Annotated in this window: 17 protein-coding genes and 1 other annotated feature; all 17 genes read right to left on the minus strand. The window is 46.7% G+C overall.

Going from position 1 to position 16,154, the window contains the following annotated elements; genetic code table 11:
• Positions 1–360: 360 nt before the first annotated feature.
• Positions 361–1,992 carry a LysM peptidoglycan-binding domain-containing protein gene (locus tag AMS66_RS23330; RefSeq protein WP_144424592.1) on the minus strand — a complete coding sequence of 544 codons (1,632 nt, stop codon included), beginning with the start codon at positions 1,990–1,992 and terminating at the stop codon, positions 361–363.
• A 193-nt stretch (positions 1,993–2,185) separates the two neighbouring features.
• Complete coding sequence (ilvE, locus tag AMS66_RS23335; RefSeq protein ID WP_024633951.1) at positions 2,186–3,070, minus strand: branched-chain-amino-acid transaminase; 885 nt, start codon at positions 3,068–3,070, stop codon at positions 2,186–2,188.
• 139 nt (positions 3,071–3,209) lie between these two features.
• Complete coding sequence (gene pheA, locus AMS66_RS23340) at positions 3,210–4,091, minus strand: prephenate dehydratase (protein WP_053783082.1); 882 nt, start codon at positions 4,089–4,091, stop codon at positions 3,210–3,212.
• Positions 4,088–5,056, minus strand: coding sequence for a homoserine kinase (gene thrB / locus AMS66_RS23345; protein WP_053783083.1), 969 nt, complete (start codon positions 5,054–5,056; stop codon positions 4,088–4,090). Before thrB ends, pheA begins: the two co-directional genes overlap by 4 nt.
• Positions 5,053–6,123 carry a threonine synthase gene (thrC, locus tag AMS66_RS23350; protein ID WP_053783084.1) on the minus strand — a complete coding sequence of 357 codons (1,071 nt, stop codon included), beginning with the start codon at positions 6,121–6,123 and terminating at the stop codon, positions 5,053–5,055. Before thrC ends, thrB begins: the two co-directional genes overlap by 4 nt.
• Before the next feature lie 119 nt (positions 6,124–6,242).
• Positions 6,243–7,529, minus strand: coding sequence for a homoserine dehydrogenase (locus tag AMS66_RS23355; RefSeq protein ID WP_053783085.1), 1,287 nt, complete (start codon positions 7,527–7,529; stop codon positions 6,243–6,245).
• 94 nt (positions 7,530–7,623) lie between these two features.
• On the minus strand, positions 7,624–8,061 hold the full coding sequence (locus AMS66_RS23360) for an ACT domain-containing protein (protein WP_024633956.1): 438 nt from the start codon (positions 8,059–8,061) through the stop codon (positions 7,624–7,626).
• A 229-nt stretch (positions 8,062–8,290) separates the two neighbouring features.
• Positions 8,291–9,601 carry a GTPase ObgE gene (gene obgE / locus AMS66_RS23365; protein WP_053783086.1) on the minus strand — a complete coding sequence of 437 codons (1,311 nt, stop codon included), beginning with the start codon at positions 9,599–9,601 and terminating at the stop codon, positions 8,291–8,293.
• Between the two features lie 17 nt (positions 9,602–9,618).
• On the minus strand, positions 9,619–10,356 hold the full coding sequence (locus AMS66_RS23370; RefSeq protein WP_053783087.1) for a Spo0B domain-containing protein: 738 nt from the start codon (positions 10,354–10,356) through the stop codon (positions 9,619–9,621).
• A gap of 151 nt (positions 10,357–10,507) precedes the next feature.
• Entirely contained in the window at positions 10,508–10,819 is a 312-nt protein-coding gene (rpmA, locus tag AMS66_RS23375; protein WP_024633959.1) for a 50S ribosomal protein L27, read from the minus strand.
• A gap of 23 nt (positions 10,820–10,842) precedes the next feature.
• A complete protein-coding gene (locus AMS66_RS23380; protein ID WP_053783088.1) occupies positions 10,843–11,172 on the minus strand; it encodes a ribosomal-processing cysteine protease Prp in 330 nt (109 codons plus the stop codon).
• A 13-nt stretch (positions 11,173–11,185) separates the two neighbouring features.
• Positions 11,186–11,497, minus strand: a complete 312-nt coding sequence (gene rplU / locus AMS66_RS23385; RefSeq protein WP_024633961.1) for a 50S ribosomal protein L21 — start codon at positions 11,495–11,497, stop codon at positions 11,186–11,188.
• Between the two features lie 14 nt (positions 11,498–11,511).
• Positions 11,512–11,596 (minus strand) — a sequence feature (ribosomal protein L21 leader region).
• A 56-nt stretch (positions 11,597–11,652) separates the two neighbouring features.
• A complete protein-coding gene (locus AMS66_RS23390; RefSeq protein WP_053783089.1) occupies positions 11,653–12,903 on the minus strand; it encodes an Rne/Rng family ribonuclease in 1,251 nt (416 codons plus the stop codon).
• Between the two features lie 105 nt (positions 12,904–13,008).
• Positions 13,009–13,869, minus strand: coding sequence for a M50 family metallopeptidase (locus AMS66_RS23395; RefSeq protein WP_053783090.1), 861 nt, complete (start codon positions 13,867–13,869; stop codon positions 13,009–13,011).
• Positions 13,862–14,746 carry a M23 family metallopeptidase gene (locus AMS66_RS23400; RefSeq protein ID WP_053783091.1) on the minus strand — a complete coding sequence of 295 codons (885 nt, stop codon included), beginning with the start codon at positions 14,744–14,746 and terminating at the stop codon, positions 13,862–13,864. The genes AMS66_RS23395 and AMS66_RS23400 overlap by 8 nt, the downstream gene beginning before the upstream one ends.
• 227 nt (positions 14,747–14,973) lie before the next feature.
• Positions 14,974–15,768, minus strand: coding sequence for a septum site-determining protein MinD (gene minD / locus AMS66_RS23405; RefSeq protein WP_053783092.1), 795 nt, complete (start codon positions 15,766–15,768; stop codon positions 14,974–14,976).
• Positions 15,769–15,771: 3 nt separating this feature from the next.
• The coding region (locus AMS66_RS34110; RefSeq protein WP_330219347.1) for a septum site-determining protein MinC at positions 15,772–16,154 on the minus strand (383 nt) is incomplete at its 5' end.

The following is a 16,154-nucleotide window of genomic DNA, read 5'->3' on the forward strand; positions in this document are numbered from 1 at the left end:
GTTCAGTTTTCAAAGATCAAACTCGTTTATGTTACTCTTTTTGTTGTCTGTGCTGTGTTTCAGCGGCGACTTAAATAATATATCATACTGACGAAACCAATGCAATAGCTTTTTCAAAAAAACATTTAATAGATTCTAAGTCCTGGCTCCCCTACTAAAACTATAGAGAATTTAAGGCTCTATTCTCCTAACTATCGCGTCCACATCCATCGGGCGTCCTTGATATCTGCTAAAGAACCCTACAAGCGAAACACTTCCATACCAATGTAGGACGTCGCTGCTCTCCACACAAAATTCAAAAGGCCGGCTCTTCTCAGAGTCGACCTTTTGAATTTTAACGTTTTCAGTTACTTTACAGTGTTATTGCTGTATCCAGGGATTTCTACGCTTTTTGTTGTCAGAATTACGTTTAGTGGATGTTCCTGTGCGCTCTCTTGATGTTTTCCCGGATACAGACACTTTGGATTTGGATTTGGCAGCAGGTTTGGCTGTTCTGGGTTTCGCAGTTCCAGTTTTGGCTGCTTGTTTAGGCTTCGCTTCGAGATTGAACTCAGCCTCACTCTCTGTAGAGGACTGGCTTAAGTTAGCCTCGTCACGTCCGCCCTTTTTACCTTCCCCTTTGCCTTGTGGAGGATACATTTCACCAAATGCACCAAGCGGAGACGGCGGCACCATATTCTGAGTAGGGTATGGATTTTGATACGCATACTCAACTGGCTGATTTGGCATCATGGATGTGGCCATTTCGGGCTGCATCCCGTATGGATTGTATGTGCCCCACCCTGGGTTCTGGTAGTTATGTGAGGGATATGGGTATTGATGATGATTGGGTATATGATGGTTACCACATCCACATGGCGGATACGGAAGCATAGAATAAGGAGAAATATGAGGCGGTTGGTAGTTCATATGATCATTGGCTGCAAATGGAGGGAATGGGCTGTTCACCTGACCTGCTGGAGCGACCGGATATGAGTTGTTTTGCATTTCAGCAGATACATTTGGCATAACGTTGTTATGATTATACTCTGTGCCGGTCCAAGGCGTGTTCGATGTATTACCTATGGAGTACGGACTCACCTCAGGTATACCCGGGAATGTATTATTGTTATTCGCCCCAGCCGTGTACATGTTTTGTGGATCAGTATAAACCTCTTGCGCAGGCACAGGTACTTGCGCATACGGATGCTCGGCAGGAGCATGAAGCATTTTACTACCGCAACCACATGGAGCTTTGGTAGCTGGTGCCACTTCTGCTGGCCATTTCGTGTTGTTGTTAGGTATTACAGGTAAGGGCATGACTTCAGGTGAAATATTAGGCATCGTATACGTCGGCGCTTCAGTTATCGGTTTTAATTGCACTTCGAACTTGGTGTGCTCTTTTTTCTGAGCTTCCTTCTCCGGCTTCACTTCAGGTATTTCAGGTAACTGTGGTAATACTTCTACTTCCGGCTTGATATTAGGGATGACCGGATTTGCAGGTACAGGAGCTGGAACCGAATTGGAGACTTCCGGTACAGGTGCTGGTTCAGGGACTGGGACTACTGGTGCAACTGGAGCCGTTTCTTCTTTTACTCCCGTATATTCTTTTCCTTCAGGCGATAGCTTCTCATGAGCAACATTGGATGAAGCACCATTCTCTGAAGCCGCACTCCCAGGTGTATTCGCTGATGGAATGTAGACGGTCTCCCCTACAAGAAGAGCATTCGGATTTTTCAATTGCGGGTTCGCATTGATCATATCTTTCAACGGAACTCCCCAAGCCTGGGACAACTTCCACAATGAATCTCCTTGCTGAACTTTATGACTGTGCAATATGCCTTCCGGTTTAGGTGTTACAGGCTCCGCAGGAATTTTGACCTTCATGCCGATCTCCAACTTATCGGGATCTGCAATTTGCGGATTAGCTGCAATAATTTTGTCCAACGCTACATTATATTTTTGGGACAGCAGATATAATGTGTCGCCTTTTTTCACCATGTGTATTTTCACTTGGAACTAACCTCCTAGACGTGATACTTGGGCAGTGCATTCGCCCATACCGTTACTACATCCTATGCAGAAATTAGGCTAATGACATCAACTAAGCAAAAAAAATCCTTCCTGCCCCAAAAACCGCATACTCCGGGTATGCTGAATTTCTGAGACAAGAAGGATTCCCTGCTTCCCTATTCAGTTCGTTCCATTAATCTTCCCAAACTTTGTAACCGTCTTTGTCAACAATTTGACGGAACGCTTCCAGCAGTCTCAAGGTTACAGGACCTGCGACACCCGTTCCAATCGTTCTGCCGTCCACTTCATATGCAGCAATAACTTCTGCAGCTGTTCCAGTGAAAAAGACTTCGTCGGCAATGTACACATCATGTAGCGTAAATGGCACTTCTTTTAATTCAAGGTCCAGCTCACCGCAAAGATCGATAATGGCCTGACGTGTAATTCCTTCGAGTGCTCCAAGATAACAAGGTGGCGTATAAACCACACCATTTTTAATAATAAAGATGTTATCACTGGAACCTTCCGTAACATATCCTTGGGAATTCAGCATAATCGCTTCACCAGCACCTGCATAGGTGGATTGAATTTTAACAAGGATGTTATTCAGATAGTTCAATGATTTAATTTTTGGATTAAGGGCATCCGGGATGTTGCGACGCTGGGACACAGACACGGCTTTCAGCCCAGTTAGATACGCTTCCTCCGGATAGATCGCCAATTGCTCTACAATGATAATAACGGATGCTTTAGGGCAGCGCAGCGGATCAAGACCCAGATTACCAGGTCCACGCGATACGATCAGACGAATATAACCGTTACGCATATCATTGCGGCGTACCGTTTCAGCCATCACTTCCAGCATCTCATCATAAGACAGCGGAATGTTCAGACTGATGGATTTAGCTGAATCGTACAAACGATCCAAATGCGCTTTGCATCTGAAAATGTTACCGTTATAAATCCGAATACCTTCGAAAATACCGTCTCCATACAAAAATCCATGATCATATACCGAAACGGTTGCGTTCTCCTTGGTCACATATTGACCATCCAAATAAATCCATTGTTCTGACACCGATGACTGCACCTCCATAAAATTTCCATTCCTTGATTCCGAAACTACATTTATCTCGTTCATTGTACAACAAATGACAAGCTATTTCTTGCTCATTTTACCCAGTCTTATGACAACCTTCAACAATGTACGCCCTGATTCAGGTCGTTTTCAACGAAGGATATGTATAACACGGATAGCTGCCAAGAACGCGCACCTGACAATTCAAAGCCTCAATCTCAGCCATCGCTGCGGTAAGCAATACCGAATCTGCACTTTCCTCAACATCAATGTAAAAATAATAACTGCCCAACCTTTTCTTCGTTGGACGAGATTCCAGTCGGGTCAAGTTCAGCTTTCGCCAGGCAAAAGCCGACAGCACCTGATGCAATGCACCCGGTGCATCTTCAGGCAGTGTAACCAGCAAACTGGTTTTCACATGATCAGGCTCTCGCGATATCTGTACAGGCTCATGACCTATCAGCACAAAACGAGTATAGTTGTTGTCATGGTCGGTAACCCGTTCAGCCATAATGTCCAAACCATGCTTCTGTGCAGCAAGCCTTGTGCCGATCGCAACCCAGCCTTTGCCAGGATTTTTTTTCACAATTTCTACAGCTTCCGCCGTACTGTTTACACCCTCAAGATCTGCTCCAGGTGAATGCAGGCGAATAAAATTCTGGCATTGCGGAATCGCTACGGGATGGGACATGATCTTCGTAATTTTCCCGAAATCATATTCGCCACTCTCTGTCCTGAATTCAGAGCCATGCCCAATCACATTTTGTATGGATGGATAAACCCATTCTGCCTGCATCGGAATGTCCACTTCGTTAACCAGCCAGTCCATATGCAAACTAACGGAGCCTTCAATCGTATTCTCGATGGGTATGACACTGTATTGGGACTTTCCACTATCCGTAGCACGGAAAACATCAGAAATCAGCTTGGAATGAAGCAATTCCAAAGGCTCCCCATTAAACAGAAAATCTACTGCTTCATGAGAAACTGAACCTTCAGGTAATACTGCAATTCGTTTCATGCGTTAACTTCCCCTTTAACTCTGTCCATAAAAGGACTTTCATCTTGATCAGGCAGTACGAAAACACCGTCCAGGTCCGGATCTAACCACAATGCAGATGCAGTGATGCCTTCACGGCTCATCGTATCTATCAAATATTGCTCCAGTTCGAGCTTACGAGTATCATGACGATCTACCAACGTCAAAACGGTAGGTCCGGCTCCACTCAAAGCAGCCCCCAGCGCTCCATGACTGACCGCATGTTCCAAGATCTCAGCCATTCCGGGTACCAAAGATGCCCTGTAGGGTTGATGAATCCGATCCGACATCGCCTTTTGAATCATATCCAACCTTCCACTTGCCAAAGCTGCAACGAGTAAGGATGATCTGCTTATATTGTGAATGACATCAGATTTGTCGAACTGCTGCGGAATTACATTTCTTGCTTTTGAAGTGGACAACTCGAAGTCCGGTACGATGACCAAGGTCTGCAAATCCTGATGCGGCTCAATACGAATATGGTCTACCCGACTACCATCCCACGCTGCTGTAATGATACCCCCATATAGTGAAGCTCCTACATTATCCGGATGTTTCTCCAGCGACGTAGCCATGTCCAAAAGCTTGGCATCAGATAATGGAGTGCCAATTAATGCATTAGCAGCAGCCAATGCAGCCACGATGGCTGATGCACTACTCCCCAGTCCCCGTGTAAGCGGAATATCGGAATACATGGAAATCTCCAACTCCGGCACGGAGACCCCGGCTTCGTTGAAAACCATCTGTGCAACTTCATATATCAAATTAGATTTATCTGTTGGCAGACCTGTCAGATGATCGCCATGTAAATGGAATGTCGTCTGCTCAGCCGGTTTCATCTCAAGCCAGGCATACAGAGACAATGCCATGCCTAGGGTATCAAACCCTGGACCCAGATTGGCTGTACTTGCAGGTACTTTAACGATTACCCTTGGCTTCAAACTCATACAGATTGTTGCTCCAGCTGTGCAATTGCAGCCATAACCGCTTCTTCGGAATCCTCCACAACAAGCGGCTCAGTCGCTACCGTTTTGATTGCGATATTAGGATCTTTGAGGCCATGTCCTGTCAGTACACAAACCACAGTCTCTCCGCCTTTAAAATACCCTTCACTCTTCAGTTTGTATACACCGGCAACGGAAGCAGCGGACGCAGGTTCAGCAAAAATCCCTTCACGAGCTGCGATCGTACGATATGCTGTCAGAATTTCTTCGTCAGTAACATAGTTAATCTGTCCGCCAGACTCTTCAGCTGCAGCTACAGCGGTTTTCCAACTTGCCGGATTACCAATTCGAATAGCTGTTGCTACGGTTTCAGGCTCAAGGATCGGCTCACCTTTAACAATCGCCATAGCGCCTTCCGCTTCAAAACCGACCATACGGGGCAGGGAGTTCGCTTTGCCTGCTTCTTTATACTCTTTGAATCCTTTCCAGTAGGCCGAGATGTTCCCTGCGTTACCCACCGGAATGGCAAGTACATCAGGTGCCTGACCAAGCTGTTCAATAACTTCAAAGGCAGCTGTTTTCTGTCCTTCAATCCGGAACGGATTTACGGAGTTCACGAGTGTAATTGGATGTTTGGCTGTAATCTCACGCACAATTTCCAATGCACGGTCAAAGTTGCCATTAATCGCAATCACCTTGGCTCCATAGATCATGGCTTGAGCCAGTTTACCCAGCGCAATGTTGTTATTCGGGATCAATACAATACAATTCAGACCCGCACGAGCCGCATAGGCAGCTGCTGCCGCTGAAGTGTTGCCTGTCGATGCACACATAATCGTGCGGCTGCCTTCTTCCATCGCTTTGGCAACAGCCATAACCATTCCGCGGTCTTTAAATGAACCTGTTGGATTCAGACCTTCATATTTGAAATATAAATTCAATCCGAGTTCCTCGGACAAATTCTCCGCATGAACCAGGGGTGTGTTTCCTTCATGAAGGGTAAGCAGGGGCGTGTTTTCATTAACCGGCAGGTGCTCTCTGTAAGTTTGCAGTAATCCTTGATATCTCATTGTGGGTAAACTCCTTTGTCGTTAATAATCCGAATATGATTGCATACATCTATATGGTTAATCGTCTACCTTAAACCTGAACTTTGACCTGAAAATTCAAACCGGAATTTGGGGACGAATTATCCTTCTACCCGGTACACACTCTTAATACGACGAATGACGGCAAGTGATTCAAAGTGTTTCAATACTTTATCCATGCTCGCCTTGCTAGCGTTATGCGTAACGATGATGATCTCAGCATCCGGGTTATGCTCGTTCGGCTGTTGCACAACCGATGCCAGGCTGACTTCGTATTCAGCGAAAATTTGAGTGATTTGCGCCAGTACCCCTGCCTTATCATCCACATGCAGCAAAATGAAGTTTTTCGACATAATGTGCTCGTCACTTTGCAGGCGCTTCTGTTTGTAAGGCACAATGGCTTTGAGACCATTCACGCCCAGCTTCAGGTTTTTGATCACAGCCACGATATCCGCTACTACAGAAGTTGCCGTCGGAAGCTCACCTGCACCCGCACCGTAGAACATGGTCTCGCCTACAGCTTCGCCATGTACATATACTGCGTTGAACACACCATTGACGGATGCAATCGGATGATTCTGTCTTACCATCGTTGGCTGAACACTAATCGTAATCTCATCATCCCTACGATCTGCGATACCGAGCAGCTTCATCTCGTAGCCGAGTCTTTTGGCATACGTGATATCTTCACGGGTGACGGATGAAATCCCCCTAACAGTCACGTCTTTCAGTTCCACATTGGTACGGAAGCCCAAAGTACCCAGGATCGCCATTTTACGAGCTGCATCGAGTCCTTCGACATCCGAAGTTGGATCAGTTTCTGCATACCCGAGTGCTTGAGCCTCTGCCAGAACCTCTTCATACGAGGCGCCTTCCTGGCTCATTTTGGTCAAAATAAAGTTCGTTGTTCCGTTCACAATCCCCATAATGCGGGTAATTCGGTCGGATGAGAAACCTTCAATCAGCGTGCGGATGATCGGAATGCCCCCAGCTACACTCGCTTCGTAGAATACATCACATTGTTTTTCCTGCGCCTTGGCCAAAATCTCGGAACCGTGCAGAGCCATCAGATCTTTATTTGCTGTAACGATATGTTTGCCCCGCTCCAGCGCTTCAAGAATGTACTCCTTTGTCTGATCAATACCGCCCATAACTTCCACGATAACATCAATATCCGGGTGACGAATGACTTCCCATGGATCTTCAGTGAGCTTCGCACGGTCTACAGCAATGACACGATCTTTCTCCGTATTCTTCACTGCAATTTTCTCAATGACAATCGGTGATCCAACCTGACTGCTCAGATCCTCTTGATTCCCTTCCACGATGCGAACGACCCCAGTACCCACCGTACCCAGACCCAACAATCCCACTTTTACCGGTTTCACTAACGATCTACCCCCATTGTCTTTTTCTCCTTCACCCCTGTACGATTTAACCATACATCCAACTTATTCCTAAACGTTTTGCGATAACGTCTAATTAACCTTGGCCTACAATGCGCGTGCGTCGAACCCCAGGCATATCCTGCATTCGATCGAGCATTTCTCCGATTTCTCCATGGAGATGTGATGTCTCCACTGAAATGACAACGTTGGCTCTTCCCTGGAGCGGGATACTTTGATTAATGGTAAGCACGTTGGCTCCATAACCGGCTACATGTCCGAGCACACGAGATAATATTCCTGACTGATGCTCCAAATCAATGGAGATCGTTACAATTCTCTCCCGTTCAAGTTGATTGATCAAATGGATTCCATCCTTGTACTTATAAAAAGCACTTCGGCTTAATCCAACCTGTTCAACCGCCTCATGAACTGTTTTGACATCCCCGGAAGCCAGCAGTTCTTTTACCTGCATGGTCTTCACCACAGCCTCTGGCAAAATGTCTTCCCGTACTAAGTAATAGCGTTCATTCACAGAACGTCCTCTCCTCAAAGACTCATGTATTCATATAGTGGACATTATAAAGGATCTATTCCAAAAGGGCAATACGTTACATGTCTATTTTTGAAAAACTATTCCTAACAGTATACAAGTTTATCCCATTCGCAGGTAAGGAAAAATAAAAAAACGCAGAGCAGCGGGTTATCTCCCACTTCTCTGCGTATATGTTTTAACATCTATCTGTACATGGGGGCCTGCTACCTTAATAGTAGCTGCTGCCTTCCACAAATTCGAACTCAAAATCGCCAATACGCACAATGGTGCCTTCTTCAGCTCCGCGTTTACGCAGTTCCGCATCCACACCCATATGTCGCAATGTACGCGCCAGTTTGAGAATCGCTTCATGCGAATTCAGCTGCATCCGTCTCATCATACGTTCAATCTTGGCACTTTCGACAACGAAGATTTCATTCTCCCGCACAATACGGAAGCCATCGTCCTCTTTTTTGTCCAAGCTGTACACTTTCCGTTCGGATAAGTCAGCAACTTCTTCAACCACTGGTTCGTCCGGAATTTGATCCAGCAGATCAGCCGCACGATACAAGAGCTCTTGAATCCCTTTCCGTGTCAGGGATGAGATAGGCATCACTTCAATATCCGGTTGAACTTCACGAGCCTTCTGCAAAAATTCTTCCAGATTAGCTTCGGAATCCGGCATGTCCATTTTATTCGCTGCTACAACCTGTGGTCTTTCGGCAAGGATAGGATTGTACAATTTCAGTTCCTCGTTGATTTTCTGCCAGTCTTCGAACGGGTCGCGTCCTTCCGTACCAGACATATCAACGACATGAACGATAATACGTGTCCGTTCAACGTGACGCAAGAACTCATGCCCAAGTCCAATGCCTTCATGAGCACCTTCAATCAATCCCGGCAAATCTGCCATGACAAAGCTGCGGCCTTCACCCACACCAACAACACCCAGGTTAGGTGTAATGGTAGTAAAATGATATGCTCCAATCTTCGGCTTGGCTGCTGAAACAACAGACAACAGCGTGGATTTCCCAACACTCGGGAAACCAACTAAACCGACATCTGCCATGACCTTAAGCTCAAGCACGATGTAACGTTCTTCGCCCTCTTCACCATTTTCGGCCAGTTCCGGTGCTGGATTATTAGGCGTGGCAAAACGGATATTCCCCCGTCCGCCTCGTCCACCACGAGCAACGACAACCTGTTGACCATGACGTGTCAAATCAGCCAGTACTTCTCCACTGTCTTCATCCAAAATCACAGTCCCTGGTGGAATACGTACAATCATGTTCTCAGCGTTCGCGCCATGCTGACTTTTATTACGTCCCTTCTCACCGCGAGGGGCCTTGAAGTGACGTTGGTAACGAAAATCCATCAACGTACGCAGACCTTCATCCACACGGAAAATGATGTCAGCTCCTCTGCCTCCATCGCCCCCGGCAGGTCCGCCGTTCGGTACATACTTCTCACGACGAAACGAAATAATTCCGTCCCCTCCGTCTCCGGCTTTCACATAAATCTTAGCTTTATCTACAAACATTGGTTAACCCCTTCTTCCTATATTCCGCAAGGCATTCTGAATTGTATAAACGTATCCTCAGACGGAAGCTGCTCCGTTCTGACTTTTTTTCCTTTGAGTACGGCATTGAGCTGCCGCAGTGTTTCCGGATCGGGTGTTTGATCCCCATCCAGCCGAACAACCACATCTCCATGGTCCTGTCCGAAGTTCAAGGTCAGTTTGCGAACCTCTCCCCAAGACGACCGGCCGCCGCCATATTGATAGGCACGAATCGCATCGGCAATCGCCCCCGTAAGTGACTCGCCATCCTCGGGAGAGACCAGAGCACTAAGCTGTAACTCTTCCTCTACTACCACATGCAATTCCAGAGCGACTCCACTGGTCCGGAAAGATTGAAGATAAAAAACGAGTGAAGGAATACCCAATCTGGAGATTCGGCTTTCTTCGTTAACCCGCTCTACTATTCTTTCCACACATTGCACTGATTTATCAAGTTTGCCCAGCCGAAGATATCCATACAACACCTGAAGATCGTTCATCCAATCATGCCTATGATGATTTAATGATGCAATTGCTGTCTTTTCCATAGATTGTATGATGGTTCTGCGTTCCGCCTCTGCCTGTCTTTTCATCACGTTCACAGAAACAAAAAGCACCGCGACGGACCACAATGCGTATACAGCAATAGAAACAACCACTGGATACAGCATAACGAAAACCAAAGGAATCAGAAGTGAACATGCCGCAATCCACGGCACTCTTTTCCAAGATTTCATGGCTTCTCCCCGTTCTACAAAACTCGGTTGGTTTAATCCCCACCGTACACAAGTATAACATGTCTTTTCTGCCAGTTCATTATCGAATAACCTATAAATACAAAAAGCCTCCGGCAAAAATGCCGAAGGCTCCTTAGGCGGAATGCCGATATTATGCTTCTACTGCAGCTGCTACTGGAGCAACATTCACAGGGTAGATGCTTACTTTTTTACGATCGCGTCCCCAACGTTCGAATTTCACAACGCCGTCAACTTTCGCAAACAAAGTGTCATCTTTACCGATACCCACGTTAGTACCTGGGTGAATTTTCGTACCGCGTTGGCGAACGAGAATGCTACCACCAGTTACTGTTTGACCGTCAGCACGTTTAACGCCAAGGCGTTGTGCGTTACTGTCACGACCATTCTTCGTGGAACCTACACCTTTTTTCGATGCGAATAACTGAAGATTTAATTTCAACATGATTGGTTGTCCTCCTTCTTTAATTATTTGACTTGCTCTATCTGAATATACTTTCCGTATGACTTTGCAATATCAGTGAGCATAAGTACCATGGATTCGAGTAGCAATTGTACCTGGGACCAGGTTCCGTCTTTCTCCAACACCGGTAAAGAAGCGCTTAAAAAGCCATTCTTCATCTTGGCATCCATTTCGACACCAGTAAGTGTTTCAATCGAGTTCACCGTACCCACTGTAACAGCGGATACCCCGGCACATACGATGTCTTCTCCTCGCTTGGCAAAATTAGCATGCCCTTTGATGGAGAAACGATCGATGCTCCCGTCATCATTACGAAAGACTTGAACGATAATCACTTATCGCACCTTCTTACGCTTTGATTGCTTCGATAGTTACTTTAGTATACGGTTGACGGTGACCTTGCTTCACATGGTAGTTCTTTTTAGGTTTGTATTTGTATACAACAACCTTTTGTCCTTTGCCATGTTTCTCCACTTTAGCCGTTACAGTTGCTCCGGAAATCAATGGTGTACCTGCTGTCAAACCTTGATCGTTAGATACAGCCAGGACACGGTCGAACGTTACGCTTTCGCCATCGTTCGCAGTCAATTTCTCGATGAACAGAACATCGCCCTCTTGGACTTTGTACTGTTTTCCACCTGTTTCAATAATTGCGTACATTTGCCTTGCACCTCCTCATGTCTCAGACTCGCCCGGTCTCAGGTGACAGTCTCCTTGCGGAACTGTTCTTGTACCCGGCCAGTGCGGTTACAGCATGTGCAAGACCGTTAGGCTAAACACATACCTGAAGATTATACCACCAACTATACTGAAAATCAATGCAACGGTGAAATATATCTTTTGCCTGTCCCATGACAGGAAGAACACGGCTCCACGTATGGGAGCGTGCTCTCTTCCCGTACCTTCTTACGGGTAAGTTCGAGCAACCCCAGCTTGGTCCACCCCATGACAAAAGCCTTGGTTCGATCCTTCTTGAGTTCATTTTCCAGCGTTGCCGCAACTTCATGCCGATTCATCGCTTCCTCCATATCAATGAAATCCACAATAATCATGCCGCCGATATCCCGAAGACGCATTAAACGGGCGATTTCAACCGCTGCCTGCATGTTCGTCTCCGTTACAGTCTCTTCCAGACTGTCTCCGCCCGCTCCCGTGTACTTGCCTGTATTGACATCGACTACAGTGAGCGCCTCGGTATGATCAATGACAATATATCCCCCTCCAGGCAGCCATACCTTGCGGGCAAAATCCTTGTTCAACTGCTCCTGCACACTATAAGCAGCAAAAATCGATTCTTCTCCCCTGTACACCTGTACTTTAGGGTGATGGCCTGGACAGATTTCCTCTAACAAAGCACTCAATTCACGGGCTTGTACTTCATTATCTGTAATGACTTCATCGCTGCCAGGCGTATACACATCCCGAATAATCCGCTGAACCATACTATGATCCCGATGCAGCAGGCTTGGTGAAGGCAAACTATCCGCTTTTTCACGAATCAGACGCCACTGCTCACGTAATGTTTCCAGGTCGGCCTGAATGGCTTCCCTCTGTTCCTCTGCAGATACGGTTCGTATGATAAGCCCCTCTTCGTCCCGTCTCAGTTGTTCACCCAGCGTCTTGAGGCGGGATCGATCCCCCTCACGGGCAATTTTCTTGGAGACGGCTACATAATCCGCTAAAGGCATGTAGACAAGCCAGCGGCCCGGCAGCGAATAATGAGTCGTCACCCGGGCTCCCTTGCTTCCTACTGGCTCCTTCAGGACCTGGACGATCACATCCTGACCCGGACGAAGCAGCTCCGAGATCGAAGGCTTCACTTTGGGTTGTTTCTCCAAATTAGGATGCAACACATCGTCCACATACAGAAAAGCATTCTTTTTCTGACCGATATCCACAAAAGCAGCTTGCATACCTGGTAACACGTTCACTACCCGTCCTTTGAAATACGAACCCAGCAGTCCACGCTCGCGTGTTCGCTCTGCCATGAATTCTACAGCTTTGCCTTCTTCCAGAAGCGCCATTTGCATGAGGTTATGTTCATTATGTACAATCATTTGTTTCATGGCTTCACCTCTAGAAGACAATTCAATTCATCCACATCCATTCTGTATCTTTGCCATACTCATTGTACATGTATTAACCCAATTCAGGACAGTTCCACCAAGATGCTACAACTTATCCGTGTCTTGTTTGAAATAAGAACCGATGATTCGCTGCTCAGGCAAAACGGCCAAGATTCTTCCCTGTCTATTCATCACATATATCATATGGTATCGTTCTCTCTTTAATAGACGCAAAATAGACTCCAAAGGTTTCGCCGGAAATGATATTATCGGCTGCGCCAAACTTCCTGTAGCTGCATGGCGGGTGAACGCACTTTCACGATTCATCAGAAATCGGATAAACCGGTATGGAACATTTCGGTAATCAGTCACGTTGGAATAGAACAGAAAGATCCCGATTAACAGAATATTTAATGGTAAGCCATAATCACCTGTAAACCAGCGACCGATGGCAACCAAGATAACCCCTGCGCTGCACAGAATGCTGATTCTGTATGTCCACCTCAATGTCGTATAGTAGGGAACAGCAAGACTAACGAGTGCCTGTACAATTTTACCGCCATCCAGCGGCAACACGGGTAGCAGGTTAAAGAGGGCAATCAGCAGATTCCCCTGTATAATATAATCCAAAAAAAACGGGTCTCCCAGGTTGCCATATTTCAGCAGCAATACGACCCCAACCATGAGCATATTTTGAAACGGGCCTGCCAAAGCGATAATGATCTCCCGACGAGCTGTAATATTTCCAGCATCCTCAATAACGGCAACGCCTCCAAAAGGAAGCATCTGTATCGAAAGGACACGGCAGCCCAGAAGGGCTGCCGCTGCAGCATGTCCACATTCATGAATAAAAACGATGGCAAACAGCGTGATGAGTTCAATAAAGTTCCCGGTCAACAGAGAGGCCATCATGATGATCACAAAAAAAGGGTGAAACGAGATACGTACACCCCATAACCTAATCAAGGGCAACCACTTCCGCAGGGTCTACGTACTGCTCGCCCTCTTTTACAGCGAAATACAATGTGGCAGGTTGATCATTTCCAGTCTCCTTCAGGCTGCCGACCGCATCACCTGCTTCAACCCAATCATTCACCTGAACTTCACTTTCGTTCAAGCGTCCGTATATAGCTGTCACTTGGCCAGAGTGCTGGATTACAACCGTAGTTCCATTTTCCGGATCATCCAATACTTGAAGTACTCGTCCGGCATCTGAACTGACCACCTGAACAAGTCCAGTGCCGCCAGCTTCGGGAACAATTTCAATACCTTTCATACTCAGTGCAAAAGGCTGAACGACGGTTCCAGAGATCGGTTTGCCGAGCAGGTGCCGAATACCCGAGCCGTTCACAGGATCAGTGGTATGCCCAAGAACAGGCAGGAATGATGGAGTTCCGCCAAAGTGACGTTCGTACCAGGCAGCAGCGTACGCAAAATCCATATCACGATGCAACATATCGGCGATCACGGTTTTGGCAGGTGTCGTCCACGAAGTGTTCAACTGGAACAATCCCCAGACGCCGCCGAATAATAAAATGCTAACCACTGTTCGTCCTACGAATGATTTCATCAGATTGAAACGTGGATGGCCGCCAGGACCATAATGTCCGTTCTCTTTTTTCCACAGCCATTCCGGATCTCTTTCCTGTTCTGCCAGTGAAGATCTTGCTATTCGTAGATTCTCTTGTATATCCATAGACGAGAAAAGATTACGTTGTGCAGATGTACGCTTATCGGATACCAAGCCCGATTCTCGCTCCTGCATAATTTCCTCCGTAGCACCATCCATTAACCGCCGAATGCGCTCTTCTCTTCTCTGCTTGATTCTGAGTTTCGTATTCATGGAATGTCCTCCCGCCGAGGCTTGTTTACTACATCCTATGAAGGGCTCGTTCATAATATGAACAGGCTTCGGCTGGAAGCAAAAATAACCCCACAACGTGGAGTACTTCCTTGAAGTGCATATCCGGTTCTATAAAAGACAGCTTTAATAAAATGCCCCATAATAATCAAAAAAGCCGGGCTTGAGGGCCTCGGCTGTCATACATGAATGTGGTGAGGAAGAGCAAGTTAACCCATTCCAAAAAACTTTTTGAAACGTGTGAAAGCACCCTTTTTCTGCTCCAATTGCATCAGAGGAACGGTATCCCCCAGAATACGACGGGCAATATTACGATAGGCAATGGCCGCAAGTGAATCCGGATTCATTACGGTAGGCTCTCCCGAGTTGGCTGCCTTGATGACAAGCTCATCATCAGGAACGATCCCGATTAGGTCAATATTAAGTACTTGTAAAATGCCATCAATATCGAGCATGTCGCCTGATTTAACCATATTGTTACGGATACGGTTCACAACCAGTTTTGGTGATTGAATGTGTGAACTCTCCAGCAAGCCAATGACACGGTCCGCATCACGGACAGCCGCATTTTCTGGTGTAGTGACCACAATCGCCTGGTCAGCTCCCGCAACCGCATTTTTGAACCCCTGCTCAATTCCAGCTGGACAGTCAATAATGACGTATTCAAAATCTTTTTTCAATTCGAGGATAATGTCCTTCACCTGTTCTGGTGACACAGAGTTCTTATCTCTCGTTTGTGCTGCAGGCAGCATATATAATTCTTCGAAACGTTTATCTTTGACCAAAGCCTGATTCAGTCGGCAGCGGCCGTCTGCAACGTCGCACAGATCATAAATGATCCGGTTTTCGAGTCCCATCACGACATCCAGATTGCGAAGGCCGATATCGGTATCTACCAGACAAACCTTTTTGCCGAGCAGCGCCAGCGCTGTCCCGATGTTTGCCGAGGTGGTTGTTTTACCCACGCCGCCTTTACCCGAAGTGATCACGATCGCCTCTCCCATGAGCTACACTCCTTTAAACACATTAAAATCTCGGCGCAACCGAACGATATTGCTCATCTTGTCGATCTGCATCTGATTGTCCTGTAAATAAGCAAATTCCATTCCGGTCTCTCGGCTCTCCCACTCATCGGGAGGACGGCTGATGATGTCAGCGATCCGCAGCTGCGTCGGTGCAAACACCGAAGCAGCGATGATTGAGTCTTCGTCCCCACCAATTCCAGCGTGAGCCATGCCTCTGAGTGAACCCAAAACATATATATCTCCGGTACACGTCACTGTGCCCCCCGGATTGATATCTCCAAGAAACAGTAGATTCCCTTCATGATGAAGCACCTGACCCGAACGTACCATACCGCACATGGTTACAATCGGCGGTGGCCCTTTTA

Source organism: Paenibacillus xylanivorans, assembly GCF_001280595.1.
GTDB classification, from domain to species: domain Bacteria; phylum Bacillota; class Bacilli; order Paenibacillales; family Paenibacillaceae; genus Paenibacillus; species Paenibacillus xylanivorans.

Excerpts from the sequence above, each read along its gene's own strand:
- AMS66_RS23400 (WP_053783091.1), bottom strand. The coding sequence starts at position 14,746 with ATGAATACGAAACTCAGAATCAAGCAGAGAAGAGAAGAGCGCATTCGG.
- AMS66_RS23370 (WP_053783087.1), bottom strand. The coding sequence starts at position 10,356 with ATGAAATCTTGGAAAAGAGTGCCGTGGATTGCGGCATGTTCACTTCTG.
- AMS66_RS23390 (WP_053783089.1), bottom strand. The coding sequence starts at position 12,903 with ATGAAACAAATGATTGTACATAATGAACATAACCTCATGCAAATGGCG.
- thrC (WP_053783084.1), bottom strand. The coding sequence starts at position 6,123 with ATGAGATATCAAGGATTACTGCAAACTTACAGAGAGCACCTGCCGGTT.
- thrB (WP_053783083.1), bottom strand. The coding sequence starts at position 5,056 with ATGAGTTTGAAGCCAAGGGTAATCGTTAAAGTACCTGCAAGTACAGCC.
- pheA (WP_053783082.1), bottom strand. The coding sequence starts at position 4,091 with ATGAAACGAATTGCAGTATTACCTGAAGGTTCAGTTTCTCATGAAGCA.
- minD (WP_053783092.1), bottom strand. The coding sequence starts at position 15,768 with ATGGGAGAGGCGATCGTGATCACTTCGGGTAAAGGCGGCGTGGGTAAA.
- rplU (WP_024633961.1), bottom strand. The coding sequence starts at position 11,497 with ATGTACGCAATTATTGAAACAGGTGGAAAACAGTACAAAGTCCAAGAG.
- rpmA (WP_024633959.1), bottom strand. The coding sequence starts at position 10,819 with ATGTTGAAATTAAATCTTCAGTTATTCGCATCGAAAAAAGGTGTAGGT.
- obgE (WP_053783086.1), bottom strand. The coding sequence starts at position 9,601 with ATGTTTGTAGATAAAGCTAAGATTTATGTGAAAGCCGGAGACGGAGGG.